A 24,684-nucleotide genomic window follows, 5' to 3' on the forward strand; every position below is an offset into this window, starting at 1 on the left:
GCCTCATGTGCCCGCGACCGGCCTGGCCGCTTTCGCCCATCGCGCCGGGAAGTCGGCGTGACGCAGCGCGGGAGCCATGGCCAACACCGCGACGTCGACCAGGCCATGCACGACGAATGGGTCGCTGGCCATGAGGGCATCCAGCGCGGCGCGGTCGTCGGCATGAACGACGATCAGTCCACCGGTCGCCGGCTCGAGCGGTCCTGCGACCAGCACATGGCCGGCGCTCGTCCATTCCGCTAGCCATGCGCGATGCGGGCCGAGCTGCGCCTCGATCTGCGCGGGCGGCTGTCGATAGGTGAGGGTGACGATGAACAGCATGGTGTCTTCTCCGGGGTTCAGAGGGTCACGGCGCGGTGCACCTGGGCGATGGCATCGGCCATCGAATCGGCGCGCATCTCGGCGCCTTTGCTCAGCCGCTCGGCGCGGACGAAGCGGACGTCCGTGATGCCGAGGAAGCCGAAGAACGCGCTCAGGTAGGACTCCTGGAAATCCATGCCCGATCCCGCGCCGGCCGAGTAGAAGCCGCCTCGCGTCGAAGCCACGATGACGCGCCGCCCGCCCGCGAGTCCCACCGGTCCCTCGGCGGTGTAGCGGAAGCTGCGGCCCGGCTGCGCGATGCGATCGATCCAGGCCTTGAGCGGACTCGCGATCGAGAAATTGACCATCGGAGCGCCGATGACGATGACCTCGCTGGCGAGGAACTCCTCGACCAGTTCGGCGGAGCGCGCGTGTTCGGCCGCGACGTCTGTCGGGTGAGTACCGCCGACGCTGCGGAAGCCGGCGGCGATGGCGCCCGTCAGATGGGGAATGGCCTCTTCGGCCAGGTCGCGGTAGCGGACCTGCGCGGAGGGCGCAGCGTCGCGAAGCGTGTTCACGATGGCGCGGCCGAGCTCGCGTGAAGCCGAGGCATCGCCTTGCAGGCTGGAGTCGAGATGAAGGATCTGCATGGAAGTCGGGAGGGCAGTGGGAATGGCCGCAACGATAGGGAGCACGGCGTTGTCGCACTAGCCGCGCATGGCGGGACGGAGCGTTCTGGATTCAGGACAATCCGCGTGTTCTCATGGCCGCATCGGCCGCCTGTCCATTGATCGAGAGCACGTGTGGAAGACCTGAATGACCTCGTCCTGTTCGCCGCTGTCGTGTCGCACGGCGGCTTCTCCGGCGCGGCGCGCGCGCTGGGCATTTCCAAGTCGCGCGTGAGCCGGCGGGTCGCCGAGCTGGAGGAGCGGCTCGCAGTGCGCCTGCTGCATCGATCCACGCGCTCGGTCAGCGTGACCGAGGTGGGCGCCGCGTTCTTCGCTCATTGCGAGTCGATGTCGGCTTCGGCGAAGGCGGCGTACGAAGTGGCCGCGCGCGCGAACGCGAAGCCGTCGGGCCGGCTGCGGGTCAGTTGCCCGATCGGCGTGGCGCATCTGTTCCTGGCACCTCTCCTGCCGCGCTTCCTGCAGGCCCATCCGGAGGTGCGTCTGGATCTGGACCTCACCAATCGGCGGGTCGACGTGATCGGCGAGGGCTACGACGTGGCGATCCGCATCCGCTCGGCGCTGGAGGACTCGGAGCTGGTGATCAGGCATTTCGGGACCAGCGATCAGGTGCTGGTGGCGAGTCCCGGCTTCATGGCGGCGCGCGGGTTGGTGGATGAGGCGGATGCGCTTCGCGGCGTGATCGGCGTGGGGCCGGCAGGCGTGCGAGGCGAGAAGCCGCGTTGGCGGCTGACCGGTCCGCAAGGCGAGGAGGTGGACGTCGACTATCAACCGGCATTTGCCACCGACGATGTGTCCCTGATGTCGCGGATGGCGGTGGCGGGCATCGGTGTGGCGCAGTTGCCCTTCCACGTCTGCATGGACGATCTGCGCGAGGGGCGGCTGGTGCCGCTGCTGGCGGACCATCGCGTCGCTGCGCATCAGCTCCACGCCGTCTATCCGACGCGAAGAGGCATGGTGCCCGCGGTGAAGGCGTTCATCGAGATGCTGGTTGCTGAATTGCCTGATGCGCTCAAGCGCGCGAATGAGGAGTTCAATCAGGTGATGCGGGGCGAGTGAAGATACGGTGTTCCCTGAACCCAAGAAGGCCATTGCATGTTTGCTGCACTTCGCCGCGCCTGGCAGCGGTACGTCGCTTCGATTCCCGTGACTCCGGAACCAGAGCAGGTGTCCGACAAAGAGATCCTGAACGAATTGCGGCCGGCGCCTGTGGATCGCAAGATCGTCACGGCGTTTGGCGCCCTGGCCACGCTTGTCCTCGCGCACTTGCCGGATGCCGACAGAGCCGCACAAGCGCGAAGGTTGAGGTCACGCCTGAAGCCGGACACCAGCGCCGCTGAGGCGCTCGGCGCCTGGATCGCCGCAAGCAGCGGCCCGAAGTCGCGGATCGGCGTCATCGCCCTTGACTGGAAGGCGCGGGAGGAAGTGTCATGGCAAGCGAAAAGGCTATGCGCGGCCCACGACGTTTCGATCGAATGGGAATACGACGCTGCGACCGATCAAGAATGGAAAGGTTGGCAAGAACGCGCGGAGGCGCCGGTGGAAAGCCCCTTGCGGAGCTTCGCTGCCGCGCTGAACGCTACGCGGGTCGTTCTTTTCCGCTTCCCGGTTGATGACTCGGTGTACGCGTTTGCTGTCGCGCAGGAGCGGGGAGGGGAGGCGTTTGAACTTTGCCGCGAGCTCGGTATCGACGTCGTCACCGAGTAACGCTTGGGCGGATGGCGGTGTCAAGCGCCTCCAACGCGGCATTCCGGTCCGGGCAAATCGAGATCGCATTGCCGAAAGACTGCCCGTGTCCAGAATCGGTCTGGCCGACGTGGTCCACGATTTGGAGCCGGGGTTTGATTCGACCCTGCACGTCCCCGGGCCAGCCCGAACATCCAGCCGGAGAAGCTCGAAGCGCCCGGAGATGTAGGCCGTGGAGGGAGTGACCGTCACCCGCCTCGGTGCGGAGGGCGCTGACAGCCATTCCACACCCACGCACTGCCCTGGCGGCATGCCATGCCGCCTCAACTCCTGCCTGGAAGGCCATGTCCAGCTCCTGGGGCGAGGCGAGCGGCGATAGCAGTTGCGATATCTTCGGCTGATGCGCCGACGCCCAGCCTCTCGTCTTCTTGTCCTTGACTCGGAGGATCGACTCCTGCTCTTTCGCTTCGTCCATACCGACGATGCCCTTGCCGGGAGCGCGCACTGGGCTACTCCCGGGGGCGGTGTGGAGGCGGGTGAGACCTTCGAGCAGGCGGCCATTCGCGAGTTGCGCGAAGAGATGGGACTGGTGGTGCAGGATCCCGGGTCTCAAGTGCGGCAGCGCGTTTTCCCTTTGACCCTGCCCAATGGCGAGGTCGTCGAGGCCGACGAGCGATTCTTCATCGTGAGAGTCAAGGACTGCGTCGTCAGGGACGACATGCGGACCGCCATGGAGAAGCGGGTCATTGCCGAGCACCGCTGGTGGACATTGGCGGAGCTCCAATCGACGCAGGAGACGGTGTGGCCGAAGGACGTCGCGGAGATGCTCCAGAACGTCCTTGGTGTCGCCAGTGACGCGCCACGTCATGACGGCGGCGCATTCTCTGGCACCGGGCCTGGCGTTCAAGCGCGGGACGGATGCTCCGTCGAGCTCTATCGGCGGGCTCGATACGCAGGAGAGATCGAGCATCTGCGCCCGCTGCTGCCGGCCGGCACCAGAGTGTTGGAACTGGGGTGCGGCACAGGGCTGTTGACCCATCGCCTCCTCGATTTCGGGTGCGAGGTCACGGGCGTGGACAACTCGCCGGAAATGCTTGCCCACGTCTCGTCCCAGGTGCGTCGGGTCTGTGCGGACATCGAAAGTCTTGAGCTTGCGGATCGATATGACCTGGTGCTGCTTCCGAGTGGGCTGATCAATCACGCGGACGGCGAGGTGCGCCGGGCTTTCCTGGCCGCGGCTCGCCGTCATCTGTCGTCGCATGGGCAATTGATCCTCAAATGCCAGGACGCCAATTGGCTTCGCATGGCGGAGCCCGGTTGGCGGGCCACGTCGGGACCGCTTTCAATGGAACTCCTCCGCGTGGAGCGTCGGAAGACAAATGGGCAACTCGAAGTGCGGATGACTCTCCAGTACACCATCGAGAGCGATATGTGGACGCACTCGTTCTCGGTAGTGCCGCTCGAAGAGCGAGCCATCCAGAGTCTTCTTGCAGCGGAAGGATTCAATCGCCAGGTCGCGATCGAGGGCCCTCCGGGGTGGTTCGTTGCCGAGGCGACGGACTGTGTAGTGAATTGAGCGCAACTGCATGATGCTGGATACGACTCCACCACCGAAATACCGGCGCGCGTGGGCGGCATTGCTCGCCGGTATCCTCGCCCTGCTTTTCATCCTTGCCGCGTCGGTGGTGGCGGAGCCGTTTCTGATCGCCGTCTCGGACGGCGCGCGACCTGCGGGACCACACCGGGGCACGAATGGCTGGGCCAATGGCCATGTTTGGCTCATCGCAACCGGCGCGTGTTGTCTCACGCTTTTGGCCGTTGGCTATATCACCAAGCGGATGAGCCCATTGCGCTCCCACTCTCCGACGATCGTGCTGCTGGTTCTGGTGCTCTTGTACGTCGCCTTCTCACAGTTTCCCGCCACGAAGTCTCTGGGTCGAATCGCGCTCTGGTCCGCGGGTTTGCCGGTCAGCCTGGCCGCAGGCGCGTGGTTGGCATCCTGGACGCGGACCACATGAATCGTCGGGCACGCGCACTTCGCTTTTCCATACATGTGTTCGGGAACTCTTGCGGGATGTCGCTGGCGCCGCTTCTACCCTGCTGATCCCATCTACACAGGGAGGTCAGAGCCATGCGAATTTCATCCGGCTTGCGAGGCGCAGTCTTCGCCACTTTCTCAACAGTGAGCGCCCTGCACGCATTTGCCGCTGATGGCGTCCAGGACACGGGTCGAGTGGCCTCGAATACGACGGTATCGGTTCGGGTTGCCTTGAAGCAGAAGGACGTGGAGGGCTTGAAGAAACTGATCGAGGCCCTTCACACGCCGGGTAACCCACTGTTCCGCCAATTCCTGACGCCAGAGGAATTCCATCGCCGCTTCGACCCTGACCGGCGTGACGTCGAGGCAGCCACCGCCTATTTCACTCGCGCTGGCCTGTCGGTTCGGCACGAGCGAGGTCAGTTGCTCCAGGTCAGCGGTAGCGCGCAAGCCATCGAAGAAGCCTTCGGTGTGTCGCTGCATGAATATGTCGCGCCCGCTGTCGGCCCCAAGGCCGCGCACCGCTTCCACGCGCCGACTGCCGACCCGAAGCTCAAATCGGAGGCGGTGGAGGCCGGTATTGAAGGTCTGGTCGGTTTGGACAACCGGGTCAGTTATCACCCGAACAAGTCGCAGCGCTCGCCGCTTGGACAGAATGCCGTGAGGGCGAATGCGGGGCCAGGCATTGCCGGCGCTGGCAACGCGTTTCAGGAGTGGACCGTCGCGGATGTTGCCCGGCAGTACAACGTTGAGCCGCTCTATGCCAGTGGTATTCGCGGCGAGGGAAAAACGATCGGCATCGTGACGCTCGCGTCGTTCACGCCGTCGGATGCCTTCAGGTATTGGAATCGGGTCGGCCTGCGGGTGGATCCCAACCGGATCACCGTCGTGCAGGTCGACGGCGGCGCCGGACCCATCACGGACAACTCGAGCGAAACCACGCTGGACGTGCAGCAGGCCGGCGGTTTGGCGCCTGCGGCGAAGATCGTCGTCTATGAGGCGCCGATTGATGCGCGCACTGGATTCATCGACGCGTTCTACAAGGCCGTCAACGACAACGTGGCCGACACGATCTCGGTGAGCTGGGGCAGCCTTGAGGCCGACGTCGCCGCGGCCAGCCAGCGGATCGGCGGTACCAAGATCTCCGACATGAAGCTGCAGAACCAGATCTTCATGCAGGCGGCGGCGCAAGGGCAGACCGTCATTGCCGCGCAAGGAGATTCCGGATCGTATGAAGCGAATCGAGGTTTGCCCTTGTCCCAGTACAGCGCACTGGTCAGTGTGCAAATGCCGGGCTCCTCGCCGTATGTGACCTCCGCCGGCGGCACGACCTTGCCCTCGACGCTTGTCTTCAATTCCGGCGTGACCGTGACCATTCCCACCGAGCAGGCATGGGGATGGAGTTATCTGGCGCCTGTGTGCGCCGCGCGCAAGTTGGACCTGAAGACGACGTGCGGGGTTTGGAGCGAAGGCAGCGGCGGCGGTGTCAGTGCGTATTTCAAACGACCCAGTTATCAGAAGGCGATCCCGGGGATCGCGCTGACGGCGACGGGGCAGAAGTTGACGGACAACTCCACCAATCCGCCGGAGGACCTGCTCGAGCTGCGAGGCGGGTTTGCTGGACGAAACGTCCCGGACGTTTCTCTCAATGCGGATCCCAATACCGGTTATGCGGTCGACTTCACGGATCAGAACGGTGCTTTCAGCATCTCGTACGGCAACGGCGGCACCAGCTTTGTCGCGCCGCAACTGGCCGGTATCGCGGCGCTCCTGGGACAGCGCGTCGGCGGACGTCTGGGGCTGCTGAACTATCCGTTGTATGCGCTCGTGCGCAATGGTCAGGCCTACGGCCCGGGCGCCGATGCACCGCTGCGGGATATTGTCCGCGGCGATACCTGGTACTACCGGGCAGGTCCCGGCTACGACCAGACCACGGGGGTCGGCACGCTGAATGTGGACAATTTCGCCAAGGCCTTGGTCCGCATGGCCGCGGAAGTTCGGCCGCATTAGGAAGTTCCTACGGCACGGCGGGGGGCTTTGAAGGGGGCGGGGGAAGCGCGCTCATCGCGGCGCGTAACGCCCCTGCTCCCCAAACTGGATCGAGATGATCCGGCCTTCACAAATGCGCACGACGGCGATCAGATTCCCTTGGCCACGGTCGTACATGAGCTCTTCCGTCATCACGCAAGAGATGGGCTGATAGAGCGCGCCATTGCCATTGCGGTCGTTCGTCGCGCATGCGTGGCATGCAACGCCGCCGAGTGAAAGTCCGTTGACCGTCGGCGGGCTCAGCGGCTTTCGTCTGCCGCGGCCTGCCGAGCGCGCGCACGTCGTTTGAGGAAGACCTCGATCTCCTTGATGGACTGCAGATCGCCGCGCTCTCGGGCGACTTCGAGACCGTGCTGCCATGCGGCTTCGGCTTCATCGCCGCGGCCCAACCGCTCAAGCGCCTTGCCGAGCAGCTTCCAGGCTGCCGAGTACGCGGGATCCAGCCGAGTGGCCTCTCGCAGATGCAGTTCAGCGGCGTCGAACTGCTCTTCGCGCAGCAGCGCCTGGCCCAGACCGTAGCGCAGCAGGGCGCCATCGCGGCCGCTGGCGAGCAGGCGCTCGAGATTCGCTCGAAGGTTGGGCGGCGCTGGTGGCGCAGGGTTGTCTTGGACGTTCGTCATGGCGGGAGCATGGCGCATCGCGGTATGGCTGTCAGGCCCGCCGCGATCGCCCTGGGTTCCGAAAGGTGATGCAAACGACGGCTCAAGAATGGCCGGCGTCGTTGACGATGAACTCGCGCAGCTCCGGATACTCGGGCGGCAGAAGCTCTCTGACCGAAGAGAACGGCAGGCGCTCGAATGCACGCTCCCAGAAGCGGACCGCATTCAGATCGTCACGAAACACGCCGACCAGCCACGGCTCTTCAGAAGCGAGGACAGTCTGGCGTATCACTTCCGAGGCGATACCGCGTCCGCGGAACTTAGGCAGAACGTAAACATCGGCGAACTCCTTGATCGTGGTTTCCTCCAACTGCTGGAGGCTCTCGATGAACAGTCCGGCGAGGTTTCCCTCGTAGCGGATGAAATAGCCTTTCTGCAACGCGTCGGCGCCGCCCAACTGGCCGAGAAATTCGGACAAGGAGTTGAACCGGCCGTTGGCATCGATGTCTTCGTGAGACCAGGCCGATGATTCCAGCTCATAGAACTGCCAGAGGTTGTCCAGCAGTGGTCCATCCGCTAGCGATACTGGCGTGAGAGTGACGGGAGTACTCATCCGCGAGTTGTACCCGAATGCCCCCCCCAATGAAGGACATGAGTCACGGAGGACCGATGCTGCTGATCGAAGGCTACACGCCGGACGAAATTCTCCAGTTGCCGGATGAAACGCTGAACGCGATCGTCTTGCGCGACGAGCCGTTGGTGTTCAGCGCCGGCTCCGCCAATCTGCTCGGGCGATTCAAGGTGGAAGACGCCGCGCTGGTCATGGAGTTGGCGCACGTTGATGGCGGCGGCGAGGGCGCCTTGCCCGCACTCGCGGCGTTGGCGCGCAGATACGCCGAACGCCAGAATCTCACGTCGATCGATTGGCGCGTGCATGCCGTGCACTGCGCAAAGCCCAACCTCCAGCTGCGGCGGGTTCTTGAACGGCGCGGCTTCGAAGTCAAATCGGTTGCAGGCGTCGGCGAGTGCTATCAGCGCGTCGAGGTGCTGTCCAAGGCGTGACAGTCATACCTCAGCTTCAGTCACCCATTTCGAGGAAGAGCAATTGGCCACCGATACGAGCCCTATGCTTCGGGACCATGAGCGAAACTGATCCTGCCTGGTATGAACTCCGCAACGCGCTCTATGCGCAGGAGTACGAGCGCTCCGTCGCTCTCGTGGAGAACCGACCCGAGTTGGTCCATCTCGTGAATGGCATCGGCGAGCCAGTCCTGTTCGAGGTCGCGGCGCTTGGCTACAAGGAACTCTTCACCCGGCTTGTGGCTGCGGGCGCTGATCCATTCACCGCGGGAGCCGATGGGCAAGGTTTGGTCGATTACCTGTCGGAGTTCGAGAACGAGGACATGGCCACCTGGGTTCGATCCCAGATTCCCGGAATCTGATTCACCCCCGCGCCGGCTTGTCCAGCTTGTCCAGCCACACGCCCAGCCCCTGCGCATTGAGCTCGACATCCATCGCCAGCAGCGCGGCCACGCGCGTCGGCGGCATCGGCTCGGTCAGGTGCTCCGCCGCCCGGCGCTGGAACAGCGCCAGCAACTCGCGCTTGAGCGCCGCATGCCGATCCGGCGCGTCCTTCAAGCGCCGCGCGATCGCCTCCATCTCGTCGATCTGCGCCACCAGCAGCGCCGCCAGGCGCTCCACATCCGCCGCGTCCTTGCCGATGCGGCTGTAATGCGTCAGATACATGCGTGCCGGATGCGCCGCCATCATCCGCGCGATCGACGCCCTCAGCGCGTCGGGCTCGAACTGCACCGGCGTGCTGGTCGGCATGATCCACGCGCCGCGCACGGGATCGTCGAACTCGCGATACGACAGGCCGAAGGTGTCCCCGGTGAACCAGCCGCCGCTGACCTCATCCCACACGCAGTGGTGATGCCGCGCGTGCCCCGGCGTGTCGATCAGCCGCAGCGTGCGGCCGCCCAGCGCGATGCGCTGCTCGTCGCTGCTCGCCTGCGTGCGGGATTCCGGCACGCCGACCAGCTCGCCATAGGAGCGGCGCATTTCTTCCTCGCCGTACACCGCGAGCGCGCCCGCCCACAGCGCCGACGGATCCACCATGTGCCGCAGCCCGCGCGGATGCACCAGCAGCGTCGCCGCCGGCAGCTCCGCCATCAACGGGCCCACGCCGCCGGCATGGTCCAGATGCACATGGGTCGGAATGACCCAGTCCACCGCGTCCCGCGGCAGGCCGAGCGCCTCCAGCGCGCCCAGCAGCCGCGGCAACGCATGCCGCGTGCCGGTGTCGATGAAGGCCGCGCGGCCGTCATCGACGATCAGGAAGGCCGCGTCGAAGTGGTCGCGCTGGAAGGCCGTGTCGACGGCGTAGATGCCGTGGCCGAGCGGTTCCAGATAAGCGGGCAGGGCGGTCGAGGCGCTCAAGGGAGTCTCCTGGATGGCGTTCTTAGAATGGCCCGCAGATTACGCGATGCCGCCGTCCGGCGCCGTCGCCCGCATGTCACCGCAAAGGATGCCGCCATGGCCGTTCGCGAGATTCTCAAGATGGGCGACCCTCGCCTGCTGCGCCACGCCAAGCCGGTCGAGGCCTTCGACACGCCCGAGCTGAAGGCGCTGCTCGAGGACATGTTCGACACGATGCAGGCCGCCAACGGCGCCGGGCTGGCCGCGCCACAGATCGGCGTGGACCTGCAGGTCGTCGTGTTCGGCTTCCAGCGCAACGAGCGCTATCCCGACGCGCCGCCGGTGCCGATGACGGTGCTCATCAACCCGGTCATCGAGCCGCTCTCGGACGCCATGGAGGACGGCTGGGAGGGCTGCCTGTCCGTCCCCGGCCTGCGCGGCGTCGTGCCGCGCCTGAGCCGCATCCGCTATCGCGGCGTCGACGAGCACGGCCAACCCATCGACCGTGAGGCCGAGGGCTTCCACGCCCGCGTCGTCCAGCACGAGTGCGACCACCTCGTCGGCACGCTGTATCCGATGCGAATCAAGGACTTCAGCCGCTTTGGCTTCACCGAGATCCTGTTCCCGGGTCTGGACCCGAACACGGACGATTAACAGGGCGTCAAGATGTAAGCAGAGGTGCACCGCGGCGTCGGCGGCGCGTTAAGAAACGATCGCGGCACTCCGCGCCCCGCAGGCCGCCGGCTCCCCGGCGGAGGTTTCCGGCCATGACCCACCCCTTGAACCGCTTCCCGATGCCGCGCTGGCTCGCGGCCACGGCCTTGCTGCTGATCGCGCTGGCGGCCTTGCTCGCGCACGGGCCGGCGCTGGCCGATCCGCCCGCGCGCGCGGGGCGCCTCGCCGAGTTGACCGGCACCGTCTGGCTCTACGACGCCGAAGAGCGCGAATGGGTGCAGATGCAGCGCAATCAGACCATCGGCGACGGCGATCGCCTGCGCGCCGACGACGGCAGCGGCGCGACGATCAGCGTCGGCGCCTCGACGCTGTGGCTGGACCAGCGCAGCGAGATCGAATTCAACGCGCTCAACGACAACCGCGTGGCGGTGCAGATCGCCAAGGGCTCGGTGGGGCTGCGGCTGCGCGGCCAGGAGGCGGCGGACGAATGGACGCTGCGCACGCTGGAAGGCCGCTTCGCTTTCGAGCGCGAAGGGCTGTACCGCGTCACCCAGCTCGAGCGCGGCAGCGAGGCGCAGGCCTGGCAGGGCAAGCTCCGGTTCGAATCGCGGGCCACCGACGCCCAGCCGGTGTGGCTGACGACCAATGAGCAGGCCGAATTCTGGTGGGACAACGGGCCGCGCACCGAGCGCCAGCCGCTGCGCCAGGACGGCTTCGCACGCCTGATGCTGGAAGACAGCCGCGACACGGTGCAGCCGCTGGTCGGCAGCGGCACGCCAGTGCCCTACGTCTCGCCGGAGATGACCGGTTCCGAAGACCTCGCGCGCTACGGCGCGTGGGAGCAGAGCGCCGACTATGGCGCGGTGTGGGTGCCAACCGTCGTGGTGTCGGACTGGGCGCCGTACCGCTACGGCCGCTGGATGTGGAGCTCGCGCTGGGGCTGGACCTGGGTCGACGACATGCCCTGGGGCTTCGCGCCCTTCCATTACGGACGCTGGGCCTACTGGCGCGACCGCTGGTGCTGGGTGCCGGGGCCTTATGTGCGGCGTCCGGCGTATGCGCCGGCGCTGGTGGGCTGGGTGGGGCCGTCGGTGTCGGTGGGGGTCGTCGTCGGCGGCCGCCGTCCGCCGCCGCCGCGCTATGGCGCCTGGGTACCGCTGGCGCCGCGCGAGGCCTGGACCCCGTCCTACCGCCACAGCCCGGAATACTGGCGCCGCGTGAATCCCAATCCGCTGCTGGCCACCGCCGTGCGGCCCGGCGATCGCCCGCCGGTCTACCGGCATGAGCGCGAGCATGGCTCGCTCTTCACGCAGCGGCCGGTGGCCGGACCGTTGCCGCCCGCCGCGCTGCAGCCGCAGCGCTCGTGGCCGCCCCGTCCGGGCAATCAGACGGAGGGCCGTCCCGATGGCCGGCCGTTCATCGACCGCAATGGCGATGGCAAACCGGACGGCCGCCATGAGGGCCGCCCCTTCATCGACCGGAATCACGACGGCCGCCCGGATGGCTTTGGCGACGCCCGGCCCGGCGACAGCCGCCCGGTCCGCGGCGTGATCCGGCCGGAGCCCGAGGCGACGGCGGTGCGTCCGCAGCCGCCGCAGGCGCCTGGCGTCGCGCCTCAGCCCCCGGCGGTGACGCCGCCCGCGCTGCCGTCTCGCGGCCCGGATGTGCAGCGTCCGTCCGAGCGCCGCGAGGGCGACCGCGACGGCTGGCGCCAGCGCTTCCCGGAGAACGCCGATCGAGGCGACCGCGGCGATCGTGGTGACTGGTTCCATCGCGGTCGCGATGGTCAGCGAGACGGCCAGCGTGACGGTCAACGCGACCGGCAGGATCCCGTGCGCGTCGCGCCGCCTGTGCAGCCGCGCGCGGAGCAGCCCCGCATCGAGGCGCCCCGCGTGGAGCAGCCGCGCTTCGAGCGTCCGCAACCGCGGATCGAGGCCCCGCGCGCCGAGCCGCCTCGCATCGAGGCGCCGCGGCCGATGCCGATGCCGCGGATGGAAGCGCCGCGCGCGGAACCGCCGCGTCCAGCGACACCTCGCGCCGAGCCGCCCCGGGCCGAACCGCCACGTGCCCGTGGCGATGGACCGGCGCGGCAGCAGGAGCGCTGAATCGCCTGAAACCGCCTCAGCGCGCGGAGCCGCTCAATCGGCCCCGAACGACACGCGGGTGATCAACAGCGTGTCGTTCTTTCAACGCTGCGCGAATGCGGGCGCGATCGTGCAATAGGTTGCGCCTCAGCCCACCGCCGGCAGCACCGTGCCGATGCAGGGCCCGAAGCCGATCGTGCGGCGTCCTGGCGCCTCGCAGCGGCCGACCAGCGCAACGCTGTCTCCGTCCTGCAGGAACACGCGCTGCTCCCCATTGGGCAGCGTGATCGGCTGCTTGCCGCCTTGCGTGAGCTCGAGCAGCGAGCCGCCCTGGTCCGCCGCCGGGCCCGACATCGTGCCCGATCCGAACAGATCGCCCGGCTGCAGGTTGCAGCCGTTGCTCGCGTGGTGCGTCAGCATCTGCGCGACGGTCCAGTAGGCATCGGCGAACTCGGACTGCATCAGCTGCGCCGGCGCGACGCCTTCGTCCCGCATCGCGCGGGTCTGCAGATGAACCTCCAGCGTGATGCCGATCGCGCCGCGCTCGCGATTGGCCTGGCCATCGAGGTAGGGCAGCGGCTGCGGGTCCCCTTCCGGCCGCGTGAATGGGCGGCGGAACGGCGCCAGCGCCTCCATCGTGATCACCCAGGGCGACAGCGTCGTCGCAAAACTCTTGGACAGGAACGGGCCCAGCGGCTGGTACTCCCACGCCTGGATGTCGCGCGCCGACCAGTCGTTCAGCAGCACCAGACCGAACAGGTGCTGCTCGGCCTCGCCGATCGCGATCGGATGTCCCTGCGCGTTGCCCGTGCCCACCAGCGCCCCGACCTCCAGCTCATAGTCCAGCCGCTTGATCGGGCCGACGCCCGGCATCTCGGCATCGGGCGCCTTGGTCTGTCCGACCGGGCGGCGGAAGGTCTGCCCGCTGACGCCAATCGAAGAAACCCGCCCGTGATAGCCGATCGGCACCCACTTGTAGTTCGGCAGCAGCGGGTTGTCCGGGCGGAACAGCTTGCCCACCGCCGTCGCGTGATGGATGCCGGCGTAGAAGTCGGTGTAGTCGCCGATGCGGCAGGGCAGCGTCATCTCGGCCTCGGCCATCGGCGTCAGCGCCGGCGTGAGCAGCGTCGACTGCTTCGGCCCCGCATCCGCGTTCAGCGCGGCGACGAGTTCATGACGCAGTTGCCGGCGCAGCGCCGGCCCCATGGCCATCAGCGAATTGAGGCCCAGGCCCTCGCAGGTGCGCAGCACGGCGCCCAGCGATTCGGACAGCGCGCCCAGCTCCGCCGCGGCGATCAGGTCCAGGACCTGGTCGCCGATGGCCGTGCCCGGCCTGAAGGAGCCGGTCGCGCCAGCGGGACGGAACATGCCCAGCGGCAGGTTCTGGATCGGGAAGTCGGTGTCCGGCGCGTTGGCGGACGCGACCCAGCTGCGCAGCGCGGGATCGTGGGTGTGGTCGAGGTCGGCGAGGGCGGTCATGGCATCTGCTTTCGTTGTTCTGATCATCGGTGGAGCGGGCGCGGCAAGTCCGATGCCGTCATGCCGGCTTGAACTTGTCCTTCAGCCCGCGCCAGCAGGCGGCGTAGTCCGTGTCGAGCGCGCCGCCCCGCAGCGCCCATTCGGACGGCCGCAAGCGCCAGCGGCTCTCGAACATGAAGGCCAGCGTGTGGTCGAGCTTCTGCGGCGTGAGCGCGCGCGTGCTCGCCGCCTCGAAGGCGTCGGCATCGGGGCCGTGCGGCACCAGGCAGTTGTGCAGGCTCGCGCCGCCGGGGCGGAAGCCCTCGGGCTTGGCGTCGTACTGACCGTAGACAAGGCCCATGAACTCGCTCATCACGTTGCGGTGGTACCAGGGCGGACGGAAGGTGTCCTCCTGCACCAGCCAGCGCGGCGGGAAGATCACGAAGTCGCAGTTGGCCGTGCCGGCGGTGTCGCTCGGCGAGGTCAGCACGGTGAAGATCGACGGGTCCGGGTGATCGAAACTGATCGAGCCGATCGTCATGAAATGCCGGGTGTCGTACTTCAGCGGCGTCAGGTTGCCGTGCCACGCGACGACGTTGAACGGCGTGACCGCCTGCTCGTTGCGCCACAGCGCGCCGCCGGTCTTGCGGATCACCTCATAGGGCGCGCCGTCCGCTTCATGGGCGGCGACCGGGGCGAGGAAGTCGCGCGGATTGGCCAGGCCGTTGGAGCCGATCGGACCCAGCTCCGGCAGACGGAACGCCGCGCCATAGTTCTCGCAGATGTAGCCGCGCGCCGCGCCGTCATGCGCCTCGACGCGGAAGTTCACGCCGCGCGGGATCAATGCGATCTCGCCCGGGATCACGTCGAGCAGGCCCATCTCGGTGGTCAGGCGCAGCCCGCCTTGCTGCGGCACGATCAGCATCTCGCCGTCAGCATTCATCAGCGCGCGGCGCATCATCGGCCGGTTGAACGCATAGACCAGCGCCGCCATGCCGGTCTGCGCATCGGGATCGCCGTTGCTGACCACGGTCTTCAAACCATCGATGAAATCGACGCCGGGCTGCTCCTCCGGCATCGGGAACGGATGCCAGCGCAGCGGATCGGGCGGCGACGCGACCCCCCCGGCCGCCCCGCTCGTCCAGAAGGGCTGCTCGTATGCATGGAACGCGCCCGTCACCACGGACGGCTGACGTCTGTAGAGCCAGGTGCGGCGGTTCTCGACCCGCGGCGCGGTGAAGGCGCTGCCCGAAAGCAGCTCCGGATAAAGATCCATCGGCGCCCGCTGCGGGCTGTTGCGGCCTCTGGGCAATGCGCCCGCGACAGCCTCGGTCTCGAACTGGTTGCCGAAGCCGCTCTGGTAGCGGAGCCCGGCCTCGGCCGTGGCCACACCCGCCGGCGCGGCGGGGCGGAGAGTCTCTGGTGCGTTCATGCTTGTCCTCGTGGGGAAGCGGAGCCCGGGGTCAGGGCCTCGGTGGAAGGAGCGGGAAGGGCACGGGCCGCGGCGGACAACGCCTCGAGCAGCACGTCCTGGCGACCGATGTGATTGGCCAGCAGCAGGATCAGCCGCGCATTGAAGGCGTGGCTCTGCGCAGGCTCGAGACCGTGATGCGCAGCAATCAGCGCTTCGTAGAAATCATCGCCGGCATCGAAGTGCGACGCAGTGATCAGGGACATGCGGACACCTCCTCGAGAACGACATCCCGCCCCAGCGCGCGGCGCATCGCAGCTTCGATGTCCGCCGCCGTCGGACGGTGAAGACGGGCGCAGACATGCTGATCCGGCCGCAGCAGAACCACAAGGCCCGGCTCGGCGTTGTAGCGGGCACGGACCAGACCCTGCGGGTCGAGCGCGTCGTCGATGTGCACGAGCACGGGCACGGTCCACTGCGCAAGGCCAGGCGCGGGCTCTCCACGGGGCATGGGGGATCCCTCCAGGACCCCCAAGCCCCATTCCGGCCCCACCGAAGCTCGCTGCCCTCGGTCTGCGGAGGGCGGGGCGTCGAAGATCAGGGCGGTGAAGCGGCCTGGGCGCATCTGGCGCAGCAGCCAGTCGTCGCGGCCCTCGAGATGGATCGGTGCGTCGGTGGCGACCGCGCCGTACGCCGTGGTCGGGACGGACAGGCGGCCACTGTTGACAAGGCGGCGAGCGAAATCGAAATCGCGCGCGAGCGTCAGCGTCGCATCACGGAAGAGACGGCTGACCTCGCTCTTGGGCGTGATGAAGTCCGTGGAACGCGTCGAGTTCAGGATGTTCTCGTCCGCGGCCATCTCGCGCTCGCGCGCGTAGCGGTCGAGCAGCGCATCGGGCGCGCGGCCCTGCACGACCGCCGCCAGCTTCCACGCGAGGTTGTCCGCATCCTGGATGCCGGAGTTGGCGCCCCGCGCGCCAAACGGCGAGACACCATGCGCGGCATCACCCGCGAAGAGGAGCCGCCCATGCCGGAAACTGTCCATGCGCATGCAGGCAAAGGTGTAGACGCTCGCCCAGACCAGCTCGATGTCCGGCACCTGGCCATCGCCGCCCGCGGCGATCGAGGCTTCGCGCATCAGCGTGCGCACGCGCGGCAGGATGCGCGCCGGCTGCTTCTCCAGCGCCGGATCGGCATCCCAGCCCAGCTGGAAATCAATGCGCCACACACCGTCGGGCTGGCGGTGCAGCAGCACGCTCTGACCCGGATGGAAGGGCGGATCGAACCAGAACCAGCGCTCGGCGGGGAAGGGCGCGTTCATGCGCACGTCGGCGATCAGGAATCGATCCTTGAAAGTCCTGCCGTGGCTCTCCTGGCCGATCAGGCGCCGCAGCGTGGAGCGCGAACCATCGCAGGCGACCACGTGATCCGCGCGCAAGGCGTAGGGCCCTTCGGGCGTGTCGATGCTCAGCGTGACGCCGTCACCGTGCTGCTCGAGGCCGGTGACGCGGTGATGCCAGCGCAGATCGATCAAGGGCAGCTCGAGCGCGCGCTCGACCAGGAAGCCCTCGACGTAGTACTGCTGCAGGTTGACGAAGGCGGGACGCTGATGGCCGGACTCGGCCAGGAGGTCGAAGCGGTAGACCTGCTCGTCACGGAAGAAGACGCGGCCCACGTTCCAGGAAACGCCTTTGTCGACGAGCCGCTGCCCGCAGCCGAGGCGATCGAGGATCTCGAGCGTGCGCTTGGAGAAGCACAGCGCGCGCGAGCCGACCGAGAGCCGCCCATCGTCGTTGAGCAGCACGACGGGCACGCCCTGCAGCGCGAGATCGATCGCCGCGGTCAGCCCGACCGGCCCGGCCCCGACGACGGCCACCGGATGGCACGCCAACTGGCCGCGCGCATGCGCGTCCTGGTCCGGACCGCGCCGGTAGGGATAGACGACGCGCTGATAGTCGACATCCGACGTCGGCGCGGTCGAGTGCTCAGACATCGAGTTCTCCATCCTGGCAAGCGGGCAAAGCGTGTCTCATCGAACTCCCTCGCCCCGCTTGCGGGGAGAGGGAAGGGGAGAGGGGGCGTCGAAGTACGACAAGTGGTGTCCTGCGACGACCCCTCTCCCTCACCCTCTCCCCCTGTCGGGGGCGAGGGGATAAGAAAGAAAAAGGCGAGAGCGGCGCCCGGGATGAAGCTCAGCCTTCGAGCGTCTTCCACATCTCCCGGTCCCGTTCCGCGGTCCAGATGCGCGGATCGCGGTACTGCGTGACCTCGTCGTAGCAGCGCGTGACGTCGAAGGGCATGCAGTGGTCGAAGATGACCCAATGGCCGTACTTCTGCTTCATCGCCGCATAGGTCGCCTTGTAGACCGCGTTCAGATCCTTCCCCGCCGCGACGCCCGCCTTGACCGAGTCATGCAGATCCGCGATGAATGCCCGGGTTCCCGCGAGCCCTTGCGCGACCGATTCCGGCGTCGTCAGCGCGGCGCCGCGTCCCGGCACCAGCGCGGCCGGCTTGAGCGCGGCGATGTTGTCCAGCGTCCGCGGCCAGTCCGCGAAGTACGCGTCGCCCGCATACGGCGTGGCGTCGAACTCCACCAGATCGCCGGAGAACAGGATCCTCTGCTCCGGCAGCCACACGACCGTATCGCCCTTCGTGTGACCGCGGCCCAGCTGGATCAACTGCACCTCGAGCTTGCCCAGCCACAGGCTCATCCGGCCCTCGAAGGTGATCGTCGGCCAGGTCAGTCCCTCGGGCACCGATTCGACATTGCGGAACAGCCGCGGAAACCGCCCGATCTCGCTGGCCTTGTCCTGCTCGCCGCGTTCGACGATGAGGTCGTAGGTGTCGCGGCTGGCGATGACGTGCTGCGGCTCATACGCCGAGGCGCCCAGCACGCGCACCGCGTGGTAGTGGCTCAGCACGACGTACTGGATGGGCTTGTCCGTGACCTCGCGGATGCGCCGGATGACGTCCTGCGCCATGACCGGCGTGGCCTGCGTGTCGATCACCATCACCGCGTCGTCGCCGATGACGATGCCGGTGTTGGGGTCCCCTTCGGCCGTGTAGGCGTAGGCGTTGTCGCTGAGCTTGACGAAGGAGACCTGCTTCTCCTCGACGTCGGCGTGGCTGGCGAACTGCTTGGTCATGGCGTGTCCCGGGCGATGGCGGAGTGGAGGTGCGGATCGAATCGAATTCAGCAAAACCAAATCCGTTCGTTGAAAGCGAATATAGCCGGAGCGTGAAATCCGTTCAACAATGGCGAAATGAGCATCCAGGATATGACCGATGACGAGTCCGGCTCCAATGACCGCGAGGACCGGCGGGGGATCCAGAGCATCGAGGTCGGCGGCCGTCTGCTGAAGGCCGCCGCCGCGCGCGGGCAGCCGCTGCCGCTGAAAGTGCTGTCGCAGGCGGCGGAGATGAGCCCGGCCAAGGCCCACCCCTATCTGGTGAGCTTCTGCAAGCTCGGCCTGATGCGCCAGGACCCCGCGACCGGCTATTACGGGCTGGGGCCGCTGGCGATGGAGATGGGCCTGATCGGGATCCAGCAGATCGATCCGATCCGGCTGGCGACGGCGCGGCTGGAGGCGCTCGCCGAGGAAATCGGCCACACGGTGGCGATCGCCGTGTGGGGCTCGCAGGGCGCGACGATCGTGCGCACCGCCGCGTCGCCCGCCGCCGTGTACGTGACGATGCGCCACGGGACGGTGGTGTCGCTGTCGGACACCGCGTCGGGACCGCTGTTCGCGGCCTATCGGCCCGAGGCGGAGATCAAGGCGATGCTCGCCGAGGCGCGGCGCAAGGGGCCGTCCGATCTCGCTCGCGTCGGGCGCCACGATCCGCCGCAGGAACTGCCGGCCTGGCCGGCGTTCTCGCGCACGCTGGCGGAGATCCGCCGCCGGGCGCTGCACCGCTCGGTGGGCGGGATCGTCGAGGGCGTGAGCGCGCTGGCCGTGCCGGTCTTCGACAGCGACGCGCAGATGGCGCTGGCGTTGACGGCGATCGGCCCGTCAGGCGCGTTCGACGCCGCATGGGATGGCGCGGTCGCGCGGGGCCTGACCGCCGCCGCCACCGAGCTGATGCGCGAGATCGGCGGCCGTTTCCCTGACTGAGCCCAGGCTGAGCCCCGGCTGAGCCGCCAAGGCGGCCCGCTCCGCTCAATCCGCGGCGCTGCCCGCCGGCGGCACGAGCGAGAACATGTGCGCGTCGGAGATCTGGCCGTTGACCTGCAGCCGGTTGCGCAGCACGCCCTCGTAATGAGCGCCGGCCTTGATGGCGACCGCGCGGCTGGGTTCGTTGCCGGCGGACACGACGATCTCCACGCGGCGCATCTTCAGCGTGTCGAACGCATGACGGCTGAGCGCCCGCACGATGGCCACGGCGACGCCGCGCCCTTGCCACGACGCGCGCACCCAGTAGCCGAGGTTGCAGAACGGGTGGACCGAATTGAAGTGGTTGAGCCCGCCGCCGCCGACGAAGGCGCCGGTGTCGCGCTCGAAGACGCCGAGCTCATAGGCGGTACCAGCCGCGAGGTTCTGCGCGCTGCGCGCGAACCAGGCCGCGCCTTCCTCGGCCGAATAGGCGGCGTGCGCGAAGCCGAGCCAGCGGCCGACCGTGGCCGCCGATTCGCGCGCCGCCTCGACGAAGGCGGGCAGGTCCTCCGCCCGATAGGGGCGCAGCACGAAGCCGCCCTCGTGGAGCGGCTGGAAGGGCGGACGCGGCGGCTGGCCGTCATCCCAGACTTCGCTGGCGAGCTGCTTCGCGCAGGCCAGCATCGAGCGGTTGTAGCGCGACAGCCGCGGCGCCAGCGCCGCCAGCGCCAGGCCCGCGGCCTCCGCGCCGCGCCCTTGCGCCGCATAGGTGAGCGCGAGCAGGGCGCGCGCCTCGTCGTGCAGGGGCCGGTCGTTGCCCGGCTGCAGGTGATGCGTGAGTTCGCCCGCGATCAGCGCCTCGCTCTCGTCGAGCCGGCCCAGCCAGCGCAGCGTGCTGCCCAGTTGCAGCACCGCGCGCGTGCGCCGGTAGGGATCGAGCTGGCCGCTCGCGAGCGCGGCGCGGTACAGCGGCTCGGCCTCCGACTCGCGGCCGGCGGTGTCGCGCGCGCAGGCGCGCTCGAACAGCGCGCGCCCATCGTGCGCGGGGCGCTCGGCGGCGAGCGCGTCGATCGCGGCCACCAACTGGTCGCCAGCCATGTCGGGCGCGCGGCGCCAGAGGTCGTCGATGCGCAGGGTCCAGGCGTCGTGGAGCGGAGCGGGCGTGGTCATCGGGCCAGTCTAGCCCCGGCCTCAGGCGCTGCCGGAAGTCTGCAGGACCAGCATCGCCACGGTCGCCGCCGCCATGGCCGCCGTGGCGAGCCAGCCCAGCACGCGCCAGACCGTGGGCAGGCGCAGCTCGCCGACGATCTTCGGGTGCGAGGCGGCGATCATCACCGCGGCCATGATCGGCACCGAGATGACCGCGTTGACCACCGCCGACCAGTACAGCGCCTTCATCGGATTGAAGCCCGAGAGGCTGACCGCCAGGCCGATCAGCATGGCGCCGCTCAGGATCGCGTAGAAGCTGCGGGCCGAGCGGGGCGGGCGGTCGAGCCCCCGGCGCACGCCCGCCAGCGTGGCTACCGCGTACGCGGCCGAGCCGGCCAGCACCGGCAGCGCCAGGAAGCCGGTGCCGACGATGCCCGCCGCGAACAGCGCGAAGGCGAATTCCCCCGCCACCGGCTTGAGCGCCGTCGCGGCCTGGGCGGTGGTCTCGATGTCGCGCACGCCGTGCGCATGCAGCGCGGCGGCCGTGGCGACGATCATGAAGAAGGCGATGGCGTTGGAGAAACCCATGCCGACCAGCGTGTCCGTGCGCAGGCGGCGGAACTGCGCCGCGGCCTGTTCCGGCGCGACGGCGAGCGGGCGGTCCGCGTCGATGCGGCGGATCTCCTCGGACTCCTGGTTGGCTTGCCAGAAGAAAAGGTAGGGACTGATGGTCGTGCCCAGGATCGCCACGACGGTGGTGGCGTACTCACGGTCCCAGCGCATCGACGGCAGCACCAGCGAGCGCAGCGCCAGCGTCCAGTCGGCCTTCGCCGCGAAGCCCACGCCGACATAGGCCAGCAGCGTCAGCGTCAGCCACTTGAGCAGCATCACGTAGCGCTCGTAGGGGAGCCAGATCTGCAGCAGCAGCGAGAGCAGCGCCATCGCGACGACATAGGCGCCCGCGGGCCCGCCGAGCGCCAGGTGCATCGCATCGCCCATCGCGCTGAGGTCGGCGCCGAGGTTGATCACGTTGGCCACGACCAGCAGCGCGACCAGCGCCACCACCAGCCAGCGCGGGCACAACCGCGAGAAGGTCTCGGTAAGGCCCTTGCCGGTGATGCGCCCGATGCGCGCGCTGGCCAGCTGGATGCCGACCATCAGCGGGAAGGTGACCAGTACCGTCCAGCCGACGGCGTAGCCGTACTGGGCACCGGCCTGCGAGTAGGTCGCGATGCCGCTGGGATCGTCGTCGGCCGCACCGGTGATCAGGCCGGGGCCGAGCTTGCTCCACCAGGGGCCGCTGATCGGCGGCTTGCCGGAACCGGCGCGCTCGCCCGCTCGCGCGTGCGAGGCGCCGTGGCGGGGAGGGTCGTCATGCACCACGCGGGGCTTGCTCCATGTCACGTGCTGACGACCCTGAGGCAAGCGCAATGCCTGCCCGCCCCGTCAACGCCCGGAGGTCATTGAGAGGTCTCGGTCCGGAGCTTCTTCTGCGTGCCGCCGATCAGGACCTGGCCGACCGCGGTGACGGTGCTCACCTGGAAGCTGCGGACCGCGGTGGCGATCGTGGCCAGCCCGCCGGTGGCCCCGGTGAGCGCGCCCACGGCGCCGCCGACCGCCGCCGCGCCGAGCGCGCCGCGCAGGTCGGCGCCGGTGATCAGCGCCGCGCTCCCGTGGGACAGCGCGCCGATCACGCCCCCCACCACCGCGCCGGCCGGGCCGAAGCCGCCTTGCACCTGATCCATCTCACGTTCATTCAGCACTTGCATGGCACACCTCGAAGCGTTGGAAAGGGGAAGGGAAGTCCTCGATGCGACGATCGATACGGATGTCGACGCGCAGGTCATTGGGAGGTCTCCGTCCGGAGCTTCTTCTGCGGGCCGCTGGCCAGCATCTGCGCGCCAGCGGCGAAGGTGCTCACCTGCACACTGCGCACCGCGGTGGCGATGATGCTCATGCCCCCGGTGCCGCCGGCGATCGCGCCGACGGCCGCCCCCAGCGCGGCCGCCGTCATCGCGCCGCGCATGCCTTGGCCGGTGATGTACGCCGCGCTCCCCTGGGAGACCGCGCCGATCACGCCGCCCACCACGGCGCCGACCGGCCCGAAGCCGCCTTGCACCTGCTCCATCTCACGTTCAGTCACAACCTGCATCTGCACACCTCTAAGCATTGAAAAGTGGAAGGGATGTCCTCCGGCAGGTCAGCGGTCCCAGGCCTCCAGGCCCAAGGGCTGACCCGATCGGAGGACCTCCATCCTCAAAGCTGGTGGGGGCTTCAACAAGCGCTCACGCTGGTGGAGATCCGCCTCATCCAAGGCAGGATCGCGACGTCTCCGACCCAGGGAAGTGGCGGTCGCGTGACGCGCGCCCATGGCTCGAACGCGAGCCGGCGCCGGCGGGCTCAGAGCAGCGGCCGCAGCACCTTCCAGACGTTGTCCAGCATCACCGGATGGGCCTTGGCCAGCGGATGGATGCGATCGGCCTGGAACCACGCCGCCGCGTCCGCGCGGTCCGCCACGCCGGCCAGCAGGAAGGGCACCAGCGGCACCTTCTCCTCCTGCGCGACGGTCCGGAAGCCGGCTTCGAAATCGCGGCCGTAGCTCGCGCCCATGTTGGGCGGGATCTGCATGCCCACCAACATCACCTTGGCCCCGGCCTCCTTGCCGGCCCGCACCATGGCCGCCAGGTTCTCCCGCGTCATCTTCAGCGGCAGGCCGCGCAGCGCGTCGTTGCCGCCCAGCTCGATGATCAGGTGGGTCGGGCGATGCTGCTGGAGCAGCGCCGGCAGGCGCGACCGGCCGCCCGACGTCGTGTCGCCGCTGATGCTGGCGTTGATCACCTCGGCACCCAGCTTCTGCGACTTGAGCCGCTCGTCCAGCAGCGCCACCCAGCCGCTGCCGCGGGCCAGACCGTATTCGGCCGAGAGGCTGTCGCCCAGCACCACGATGCGGCGCGGCGCTTTCGCGGTGGCGGCCGCGGCTTCAGTGCGGCCTTGCGCCGCGACAGGCCGCGGCAAGCCCCCCGCCGCGGCGAGGCTCACGACACAGGCGCTAAAGTGCACGATCCATTCACGGCGGCGCATCTGCGGTTGATTCATGGTTCAGAACATCCTCGAAGTCGATCACGTCAGCAAGTCGGTCCAGGACGCCGACGGCGTGCTGACCATTCTGCATGACATCAATTTCCAGCTGCAGGCGCGGGAGTCCGTGGCCATCGTCGGCGCGTCGGGCTCGGGCAAGAGCACGCTGCTGTCCATCCTCGCGGGCCTGGACACGCCGTCCGAAGGCACGGTGCGGCTGCGCGGCCAGGACATGTTCGCGCTCGACGAGGACGGACGCGCCGCGCTGCGCGGCGCGCATCTGGGTTTCGTGTTCCAGAGCTTCCAACTGCTGGCGCACCTGACGGCGCTCGAGAACGTGATGCTGCCGCTGGAACTGCGCGGCGAGCGCGATGCGCGCGCGCAGGCCCGCCAGATGCTGGAACGCGTCGGACTGGGGCAGCGGCTGTCGCACTACCCGCGCGTGCTGTCAGGCGGGGAGCAGCAGCGTGTGGCGCTGGCGCGGGCCTTCGTGCAGCAGCCGGCGCTGCTGCTCGCGGACGAGCCCACCGGCAGCCTCGACTACGCCACCGGCGAGCAGGTGATGGCGCTGATGTTCGAACTCAATCGCGAACTGGGGACCACGCTGGTGATGGTCACCCACGATCAGGGCATCGCGGCGCGCTGCGAAAGGCAGCTCAAGATCTCGGCGGGGCATCTGCAGGACATCACGATGGCGGATCTGCCGGCGTGACTTTCACTCCCTCCGCCGAGCTCTCCCTCGCCCCCGGAAGGGGGAGAGGGCAGGGGAGAGGGGCTCGCGCCCAAGCGCTGCTGCCCTGCGAAGCGCCCCCTCTCCCCCGCCCTCTCCCCCCGTGTGTATGGACCGGGGACATAGGTAACAGGTGTGCCAGGACATGGGTAACAGGTCCAATCCAGGTTAGTCAGCCTGGCACAAGTCGATCGTGCGCACTTTGTGATGGCAGAAGTAGACGTCGAAGCTG

At 68.3% G+C, this 24,684-nt stretch carries 26 protein-coding genes; 11 read left to right on the forward strand and 15 right to left on the reverse strand.

The genetic code is table 11. The features are described 5' to 3' along the window. Nucleotides 1–3 precede the first annotated feature (3 nt). Both ABDW61_RS23105 and ABDW61_RS23110 read right to left on the reverse strand, forming a co-directional pair. Nucleotides 4–321: a YciI family protein gene (locus tag ABDW61_RS23105; RefSeq protein ID WP_343642115.1), complete on the reverse strand. Its 318-nt coding sequence runs from the start codon at nucleotides 319–321 to the stop codon at nucleotides 4–6. A 17-nt stretch (nucleotides 322–338) separates the two neighbouring features. After that, entirely contained in the window at nucleotides 339–950 is a 612-nt protein-coding gene (locus ABDW61_RS23110; RefSeq protein WP_343642116.1) for an FMN-dependent NADH-azoreductase, read from the reverse strand. 153 nt (nucleotides 951–1,103) lie between these two features. Here ABDW61_RS23110 and ABDW61_RS23115 point away from each other — a divergent pair, with 153 nt between their 5' ends. From ABDW61_RS23115 to ABDW61_RS23135, 5 genes are all read left to right on the forward strand, one after another. Continuing rightward, the gene (locus tag ABDW61_RS23115) at nucleotides 1,104–2,045 is read left to right on the forward strand and encodes a LysR family transcriptional regulator (protein WP_343642118.1); all 942 of its coding nucleotides are present in this window, start codon (nucleotides 1,104–1,106) and stop codon (nucleotides 2,043–2,045) included. A gap of 36 nt (nucleotides 2,046–2,081) precedes the next feature. Continuing rightward, nucleotides 2,082–2,693 (forward strand): hypothetical protein, encoded by a 612-nt coding sequence (locus ABDW61_RS23120; protein ID WP_343642120.1) that lies wholly within the window; start codon nucleotides 2,082–2,084, stop codon nucleotides 2,691–2,693. 379 nt (nucleotides 2,694–3,072) lie between these two features. Continuing rightward, complete coding sequence (locus ABDW61_RS23125; RefSeq protein ID WP_343642121.1) at nucleotides 3,073–4,248, forward strand: NUDIX domain-containing protein; 1,176 nt, start codon at nucleotides 3,073–3,075, stop codon at nucleotides 4,246–4,248. A gap of 10 nt (nucleotides 4,249–4,258) precedes the next feature. Further along, nucleotides 4,259–4,690: a hypothetical protein gene (locus ABDW61_RS23130; protein WP_343642123.1), complete on the forward strand. Its 432-nt coding sequence runs from the start codon at nucleotides 4,259–4,261 to the stop codon at nucleotides 4,688–4,690. A 113-nt stretch (nucleotides 4,691–4,803) separates the two neighbouring features. Beyond that, complete coding sequence (locus tag ABDW61_RS23135) at nucleotides 4,804–6,720, forward strand: S53 family peptidase (protein ID WP_343642124.1); 1,917 nt, start codon at nucleotides 4,804–4,806, stop codon at nucleotides 6,718–6,720. A 278-nt stretch (nucleotides 6,721–6,998) separates the two neighbouring features. Here the strand turns inward: ABDW61_RS23135 and ABDW61_RS23140 are convergent, their stop codons facing one another. Beyond that, nucleotides 6,999–7,397 carry a tetratricopeptide repeat protein gene (locus ABDW61_RS23140; protein WP_343642125.1) on the reverse strand — a complete coding sequence of 133 codons (399 nt, stop codon included), beginning with the start codon at nucleotides 7,395–7,397 and terminating at the stop codon, nucleotides 6,999–7,001. A gap of 64 nt (nucleotides 7,398–7,461) precedes the next feature. Next, nucleotides 7,462–7,971 (reverse strand): GNAT family N-acetyltransferase, encoded by a 510-nt coding sequence (locus ABDW61_RS23145; RefSeq protein WP_343642126.1) that lies wholly within the window; start codon nucleotides 7,969–7,971, stop codon nucleotides 7,462–7,464. Nucleotides 7,972–8,027: 56 nt separating this feature from the next. On the opposite strand from ABDW61_RS23145, the gene ABDW61_RS23150 reads away from it, so the two are divergent. Both ABDW61_RS23150 and ABDW61_RS23155 read left to right on the forward strand, forming a co-directional pair. Beyond that, entirely contained in the window at nucleotides 8,028–8,420 is a 393-nt protein-coding gene (locus tag ABDW61_RS23150) for a hypothetical protein (protein ID WP_343642128.1), read from the forward strand. 77 nt (nucleotides 8,421–8,497) lie between these two features. Beyond that, nucleotides 8,498–8,800, forward strand: a complete 303-nt coding sequence (locus tag ABDW61_RS23155; RefSeq protein ID WP_343642130.1) for a hypothetical protein — start codon at nucleotides 8,498–8,500, stop codon at nucleotides 8,798–8,800. Between the two features lies 1 nt (nucleotide 8,801). Here the strand turns inward: ABDW61_RS23155 and ABDW61_RS23160 are convergent, their stop codons facing one another. Further along, nucleotides 8,802–9,797, reverse strand: coding sequence for an MBL fold metallo-hydrolase (locus ABDW61_RS23160; protein WP_343642132.1), 996 nt, complete (start codon nucleotides 9,795–9,797; stop codon nucleotides 8,802–8,804). A gap of 96 nt (nucleotides 9,798–9,893) precedes the next feature. On the opposite strand from ABDW61_RS23160, the gene def reads away from it, so the two are divergent. Together def and ABDW61_RS23170 are read left to right on the forward strand one after the other, a co-directional pair. Then, a complete protein-coding gene (gene def, locus ABDW61_RS23165; protein WP_343642134.1) occupies nucleotides 9,894–10,430 on the forward strand; it encodes a peptide deformylase in 537 nt (178 codons plus the stop codon). A 113-nt stretch (nucleotides 10,431–10,543) separates the two neighbouring features. Continuing rightward, nucleotides 10,544–12,556 (forward strand): DUF6600 domain-containing protein, encoded by a 2,013-nt coding sequence (locus ABDW61_RS23170; protein ID WP_343642135.1) that lies wholly within the window; start codon nucleotides 10,544–10,546, stop codon nucleotides 12,554–12,556. Between the two features lie 126 nt (nucleotides 12,557–12,682). Here ABDW61_RS23170 and fahA read toward each other — a convergent pair whose 3' ends face one another. From fahA to ABDW61_RS23195, 5 genes are all read right to left on the reverse strand, one after another. Continuing rightward, complete coding sequence (gene fahA / locus ABDW61_RS23175; RefSeq protein ID WP_343642137.1) at nucleotides 12,683–14,014, reverse strand: fumarylacetoacetase; 1,332 nt, start codon at nucleotides 14,012–14,014, stop codon at nucleotides 12,683–12,685. Between the two features lie 58 nt (nucleotides 14,015–14,072). Continuing rightward, nucleotides 14,073–15,425: a homogentisate 1,2-dioxygenase gene (gene hmgA / locus ABDW61_RS23180; protein WP_343642138.1), complete on the reverse strand. Its 1,353-nt coding sequence runs from the start codon at nucleotides 15,423–15,425 to the stop codon at nucleotides 14,073–14,075. Then, a complete protein-coding gene (locus ABDW61_RS23185) occupies nucleotides 15,422–15,670 on the reverse strand; it encodes a DUF2783 domain-containing protein (protein ID WP_343642139.1) in 249 nt (82 codons plus the stop codon). Before ABDW61_RS23185 ends, hmgA begins: the two co-directional genes overlap by 4 nt. Further along, nucleotides 15,661–17,397 carry an FAD-dependent oxidoreductase gene (locus tag ABDW61_RS23190; RefSeq protein WP_343642140.1) on the reverse strand — a complete coding sequence of 579 codons (1,737 nt, stop codon included), beginning with the start codon at nucleotides 17,395–17,397 and terminating at the stop codon, nucleotides 15,661–15,663. The genes ABDW61_RS23185 and ABDW61_RS23190 overlap by 10 nt, the downstream gene beginning before the upstream one ends. A gap of 199 nt (nucleotides 17,398–17,596) precedes the next feature. Next, a complete protein-coding gene (locus tag ABDW61_RS23195; protein WP_343642141.1) occupies nucleotides 17,597–18,550 on the reverse strand; it encodes an MBL fold metallo-hydrolase in 954 nt (317 codons plus the stop codon). Nucleotides 18,551–18,667: 117 nt separating this feature from the next. On the opposite strand from ABDW61_RS23195, the gene ABDW61_RS23200 reads away from it, so the two are divergent. Then, a complete protein-coding gene (locus tag ABDW61_RS23200; protein WP_343642142.1) occupies nucleotides 18,668–19,516 on the forward strand; it encodes an IclR family transcriptional regulator in 849 nt (282 codons plus the stop codon). Between the two features lie 45 nt (nucleotides 19,517–19,561). Here ABDW61_RS23200 and ABDW61_RS23205 read toward each other — a convergent pair whose 3' ends face one another. The 5 genes from ABDW61_RS23205 to ABDW61_RS23225 all read right to left on the reverse strand — a co-directional run bounded on the left by ABDW61_RS23205 (nucleotide 19,562) and on the right by ABDW61_RS23225 (nucleotide 23,740). Beyond that, nucleotides 19,562–20,665 carry a tetratricopeptide repeat protein gene (locus ABDW61_RS23205; RefSeq protein ID WP_343642143.1) on the reverse strand — a complete coding sequence of 368 codons (1,104 nt, stop codon included), beginning with the start codon at nucleotides 20,663–20,665 and terminating at the stop codon, nucleotides 19,562–19,564. A gap of 21 nt (nucleotides 20,666–20,686) precedes the next feature. After that, nucleotides 20,687–22,027 (reverse strand): Nramp family divalent metal transporter, encoded by a 1,341-nt coding sequence (locus ABDW61_RS23210; protein ID WP_343642145.1) that lies wholly within the window; start codon nucleotides 22,025–22,027, stop codon nucleotides 20,687–20,689. 77 nt (nucleotides 22,028–22,104) lie between these two features. Next, nucleotides 22,105–22,413 carry a hypothetical protein gene (locus ABDW61_RS23215; protein ID WP_343642147.1) on the reverse strand — a complete coding sequence of 103 codons (309 nt, stop codon included), beginning with the start codon at nucleotides 22,411–22,413 and terminating at the stop codon, nucleotides 22,105–22,107. Between the two features lie 74 nt (nucleotides 22,414–22,487). Continuing rightward, entirely contained in the window at nucleotides 22,488–22,787 is a 300-nt protein-coding gene (locus ABDW61_RS23220) for a class IIb bacteriocin, lactobin A/cerein 7B family (RefSeq protein WP_343642148.1), read from the reverse strand. A 257-nt stretch (nucleotides 22,788–23,044) separates the two neighbouring features. Continuing rightward, nucleotides 23,045–23,740, reverse strand: coding sequence for an arylesterase (locus ABDW61_RS23225; protein WP_343642149.1), 696 nt, complete (start codon nucleotides 23,738–23,740; stop codon nucleotides 23,045–23,047). Between ABDW61_RS23225 and ABDW61_RS23230 the strand changes: the two genes are divergently transcribed. Then, a complete protein-coding gene (locus ABDW61_RS23230; RefSeq protein ID WP_343642150.1) occupies nucleotides 23,739–24,434 on the forward strand; it encodes an ABC transporter ATP-binding protein in 696 nt (231 codons plus the stop codon). The two genes, ABDW61_RS23225 and ABDW61_RS23230, sit on opposite strands and share 2 nt — an antisense overlap. Nucleotides 24,435–24,684: the final 250 nt, after the last annotated feature.

The sequence above is a fragment of the Roseateles sp. genome, from assembly GCF_039595595.1.
Taxonomy (GTDB): domain Bacteria; phylum Pseudomonadota; class Gammaproteobacteria; order Burkholderiales; family Burkholderiaceae_C; genus Roseateles.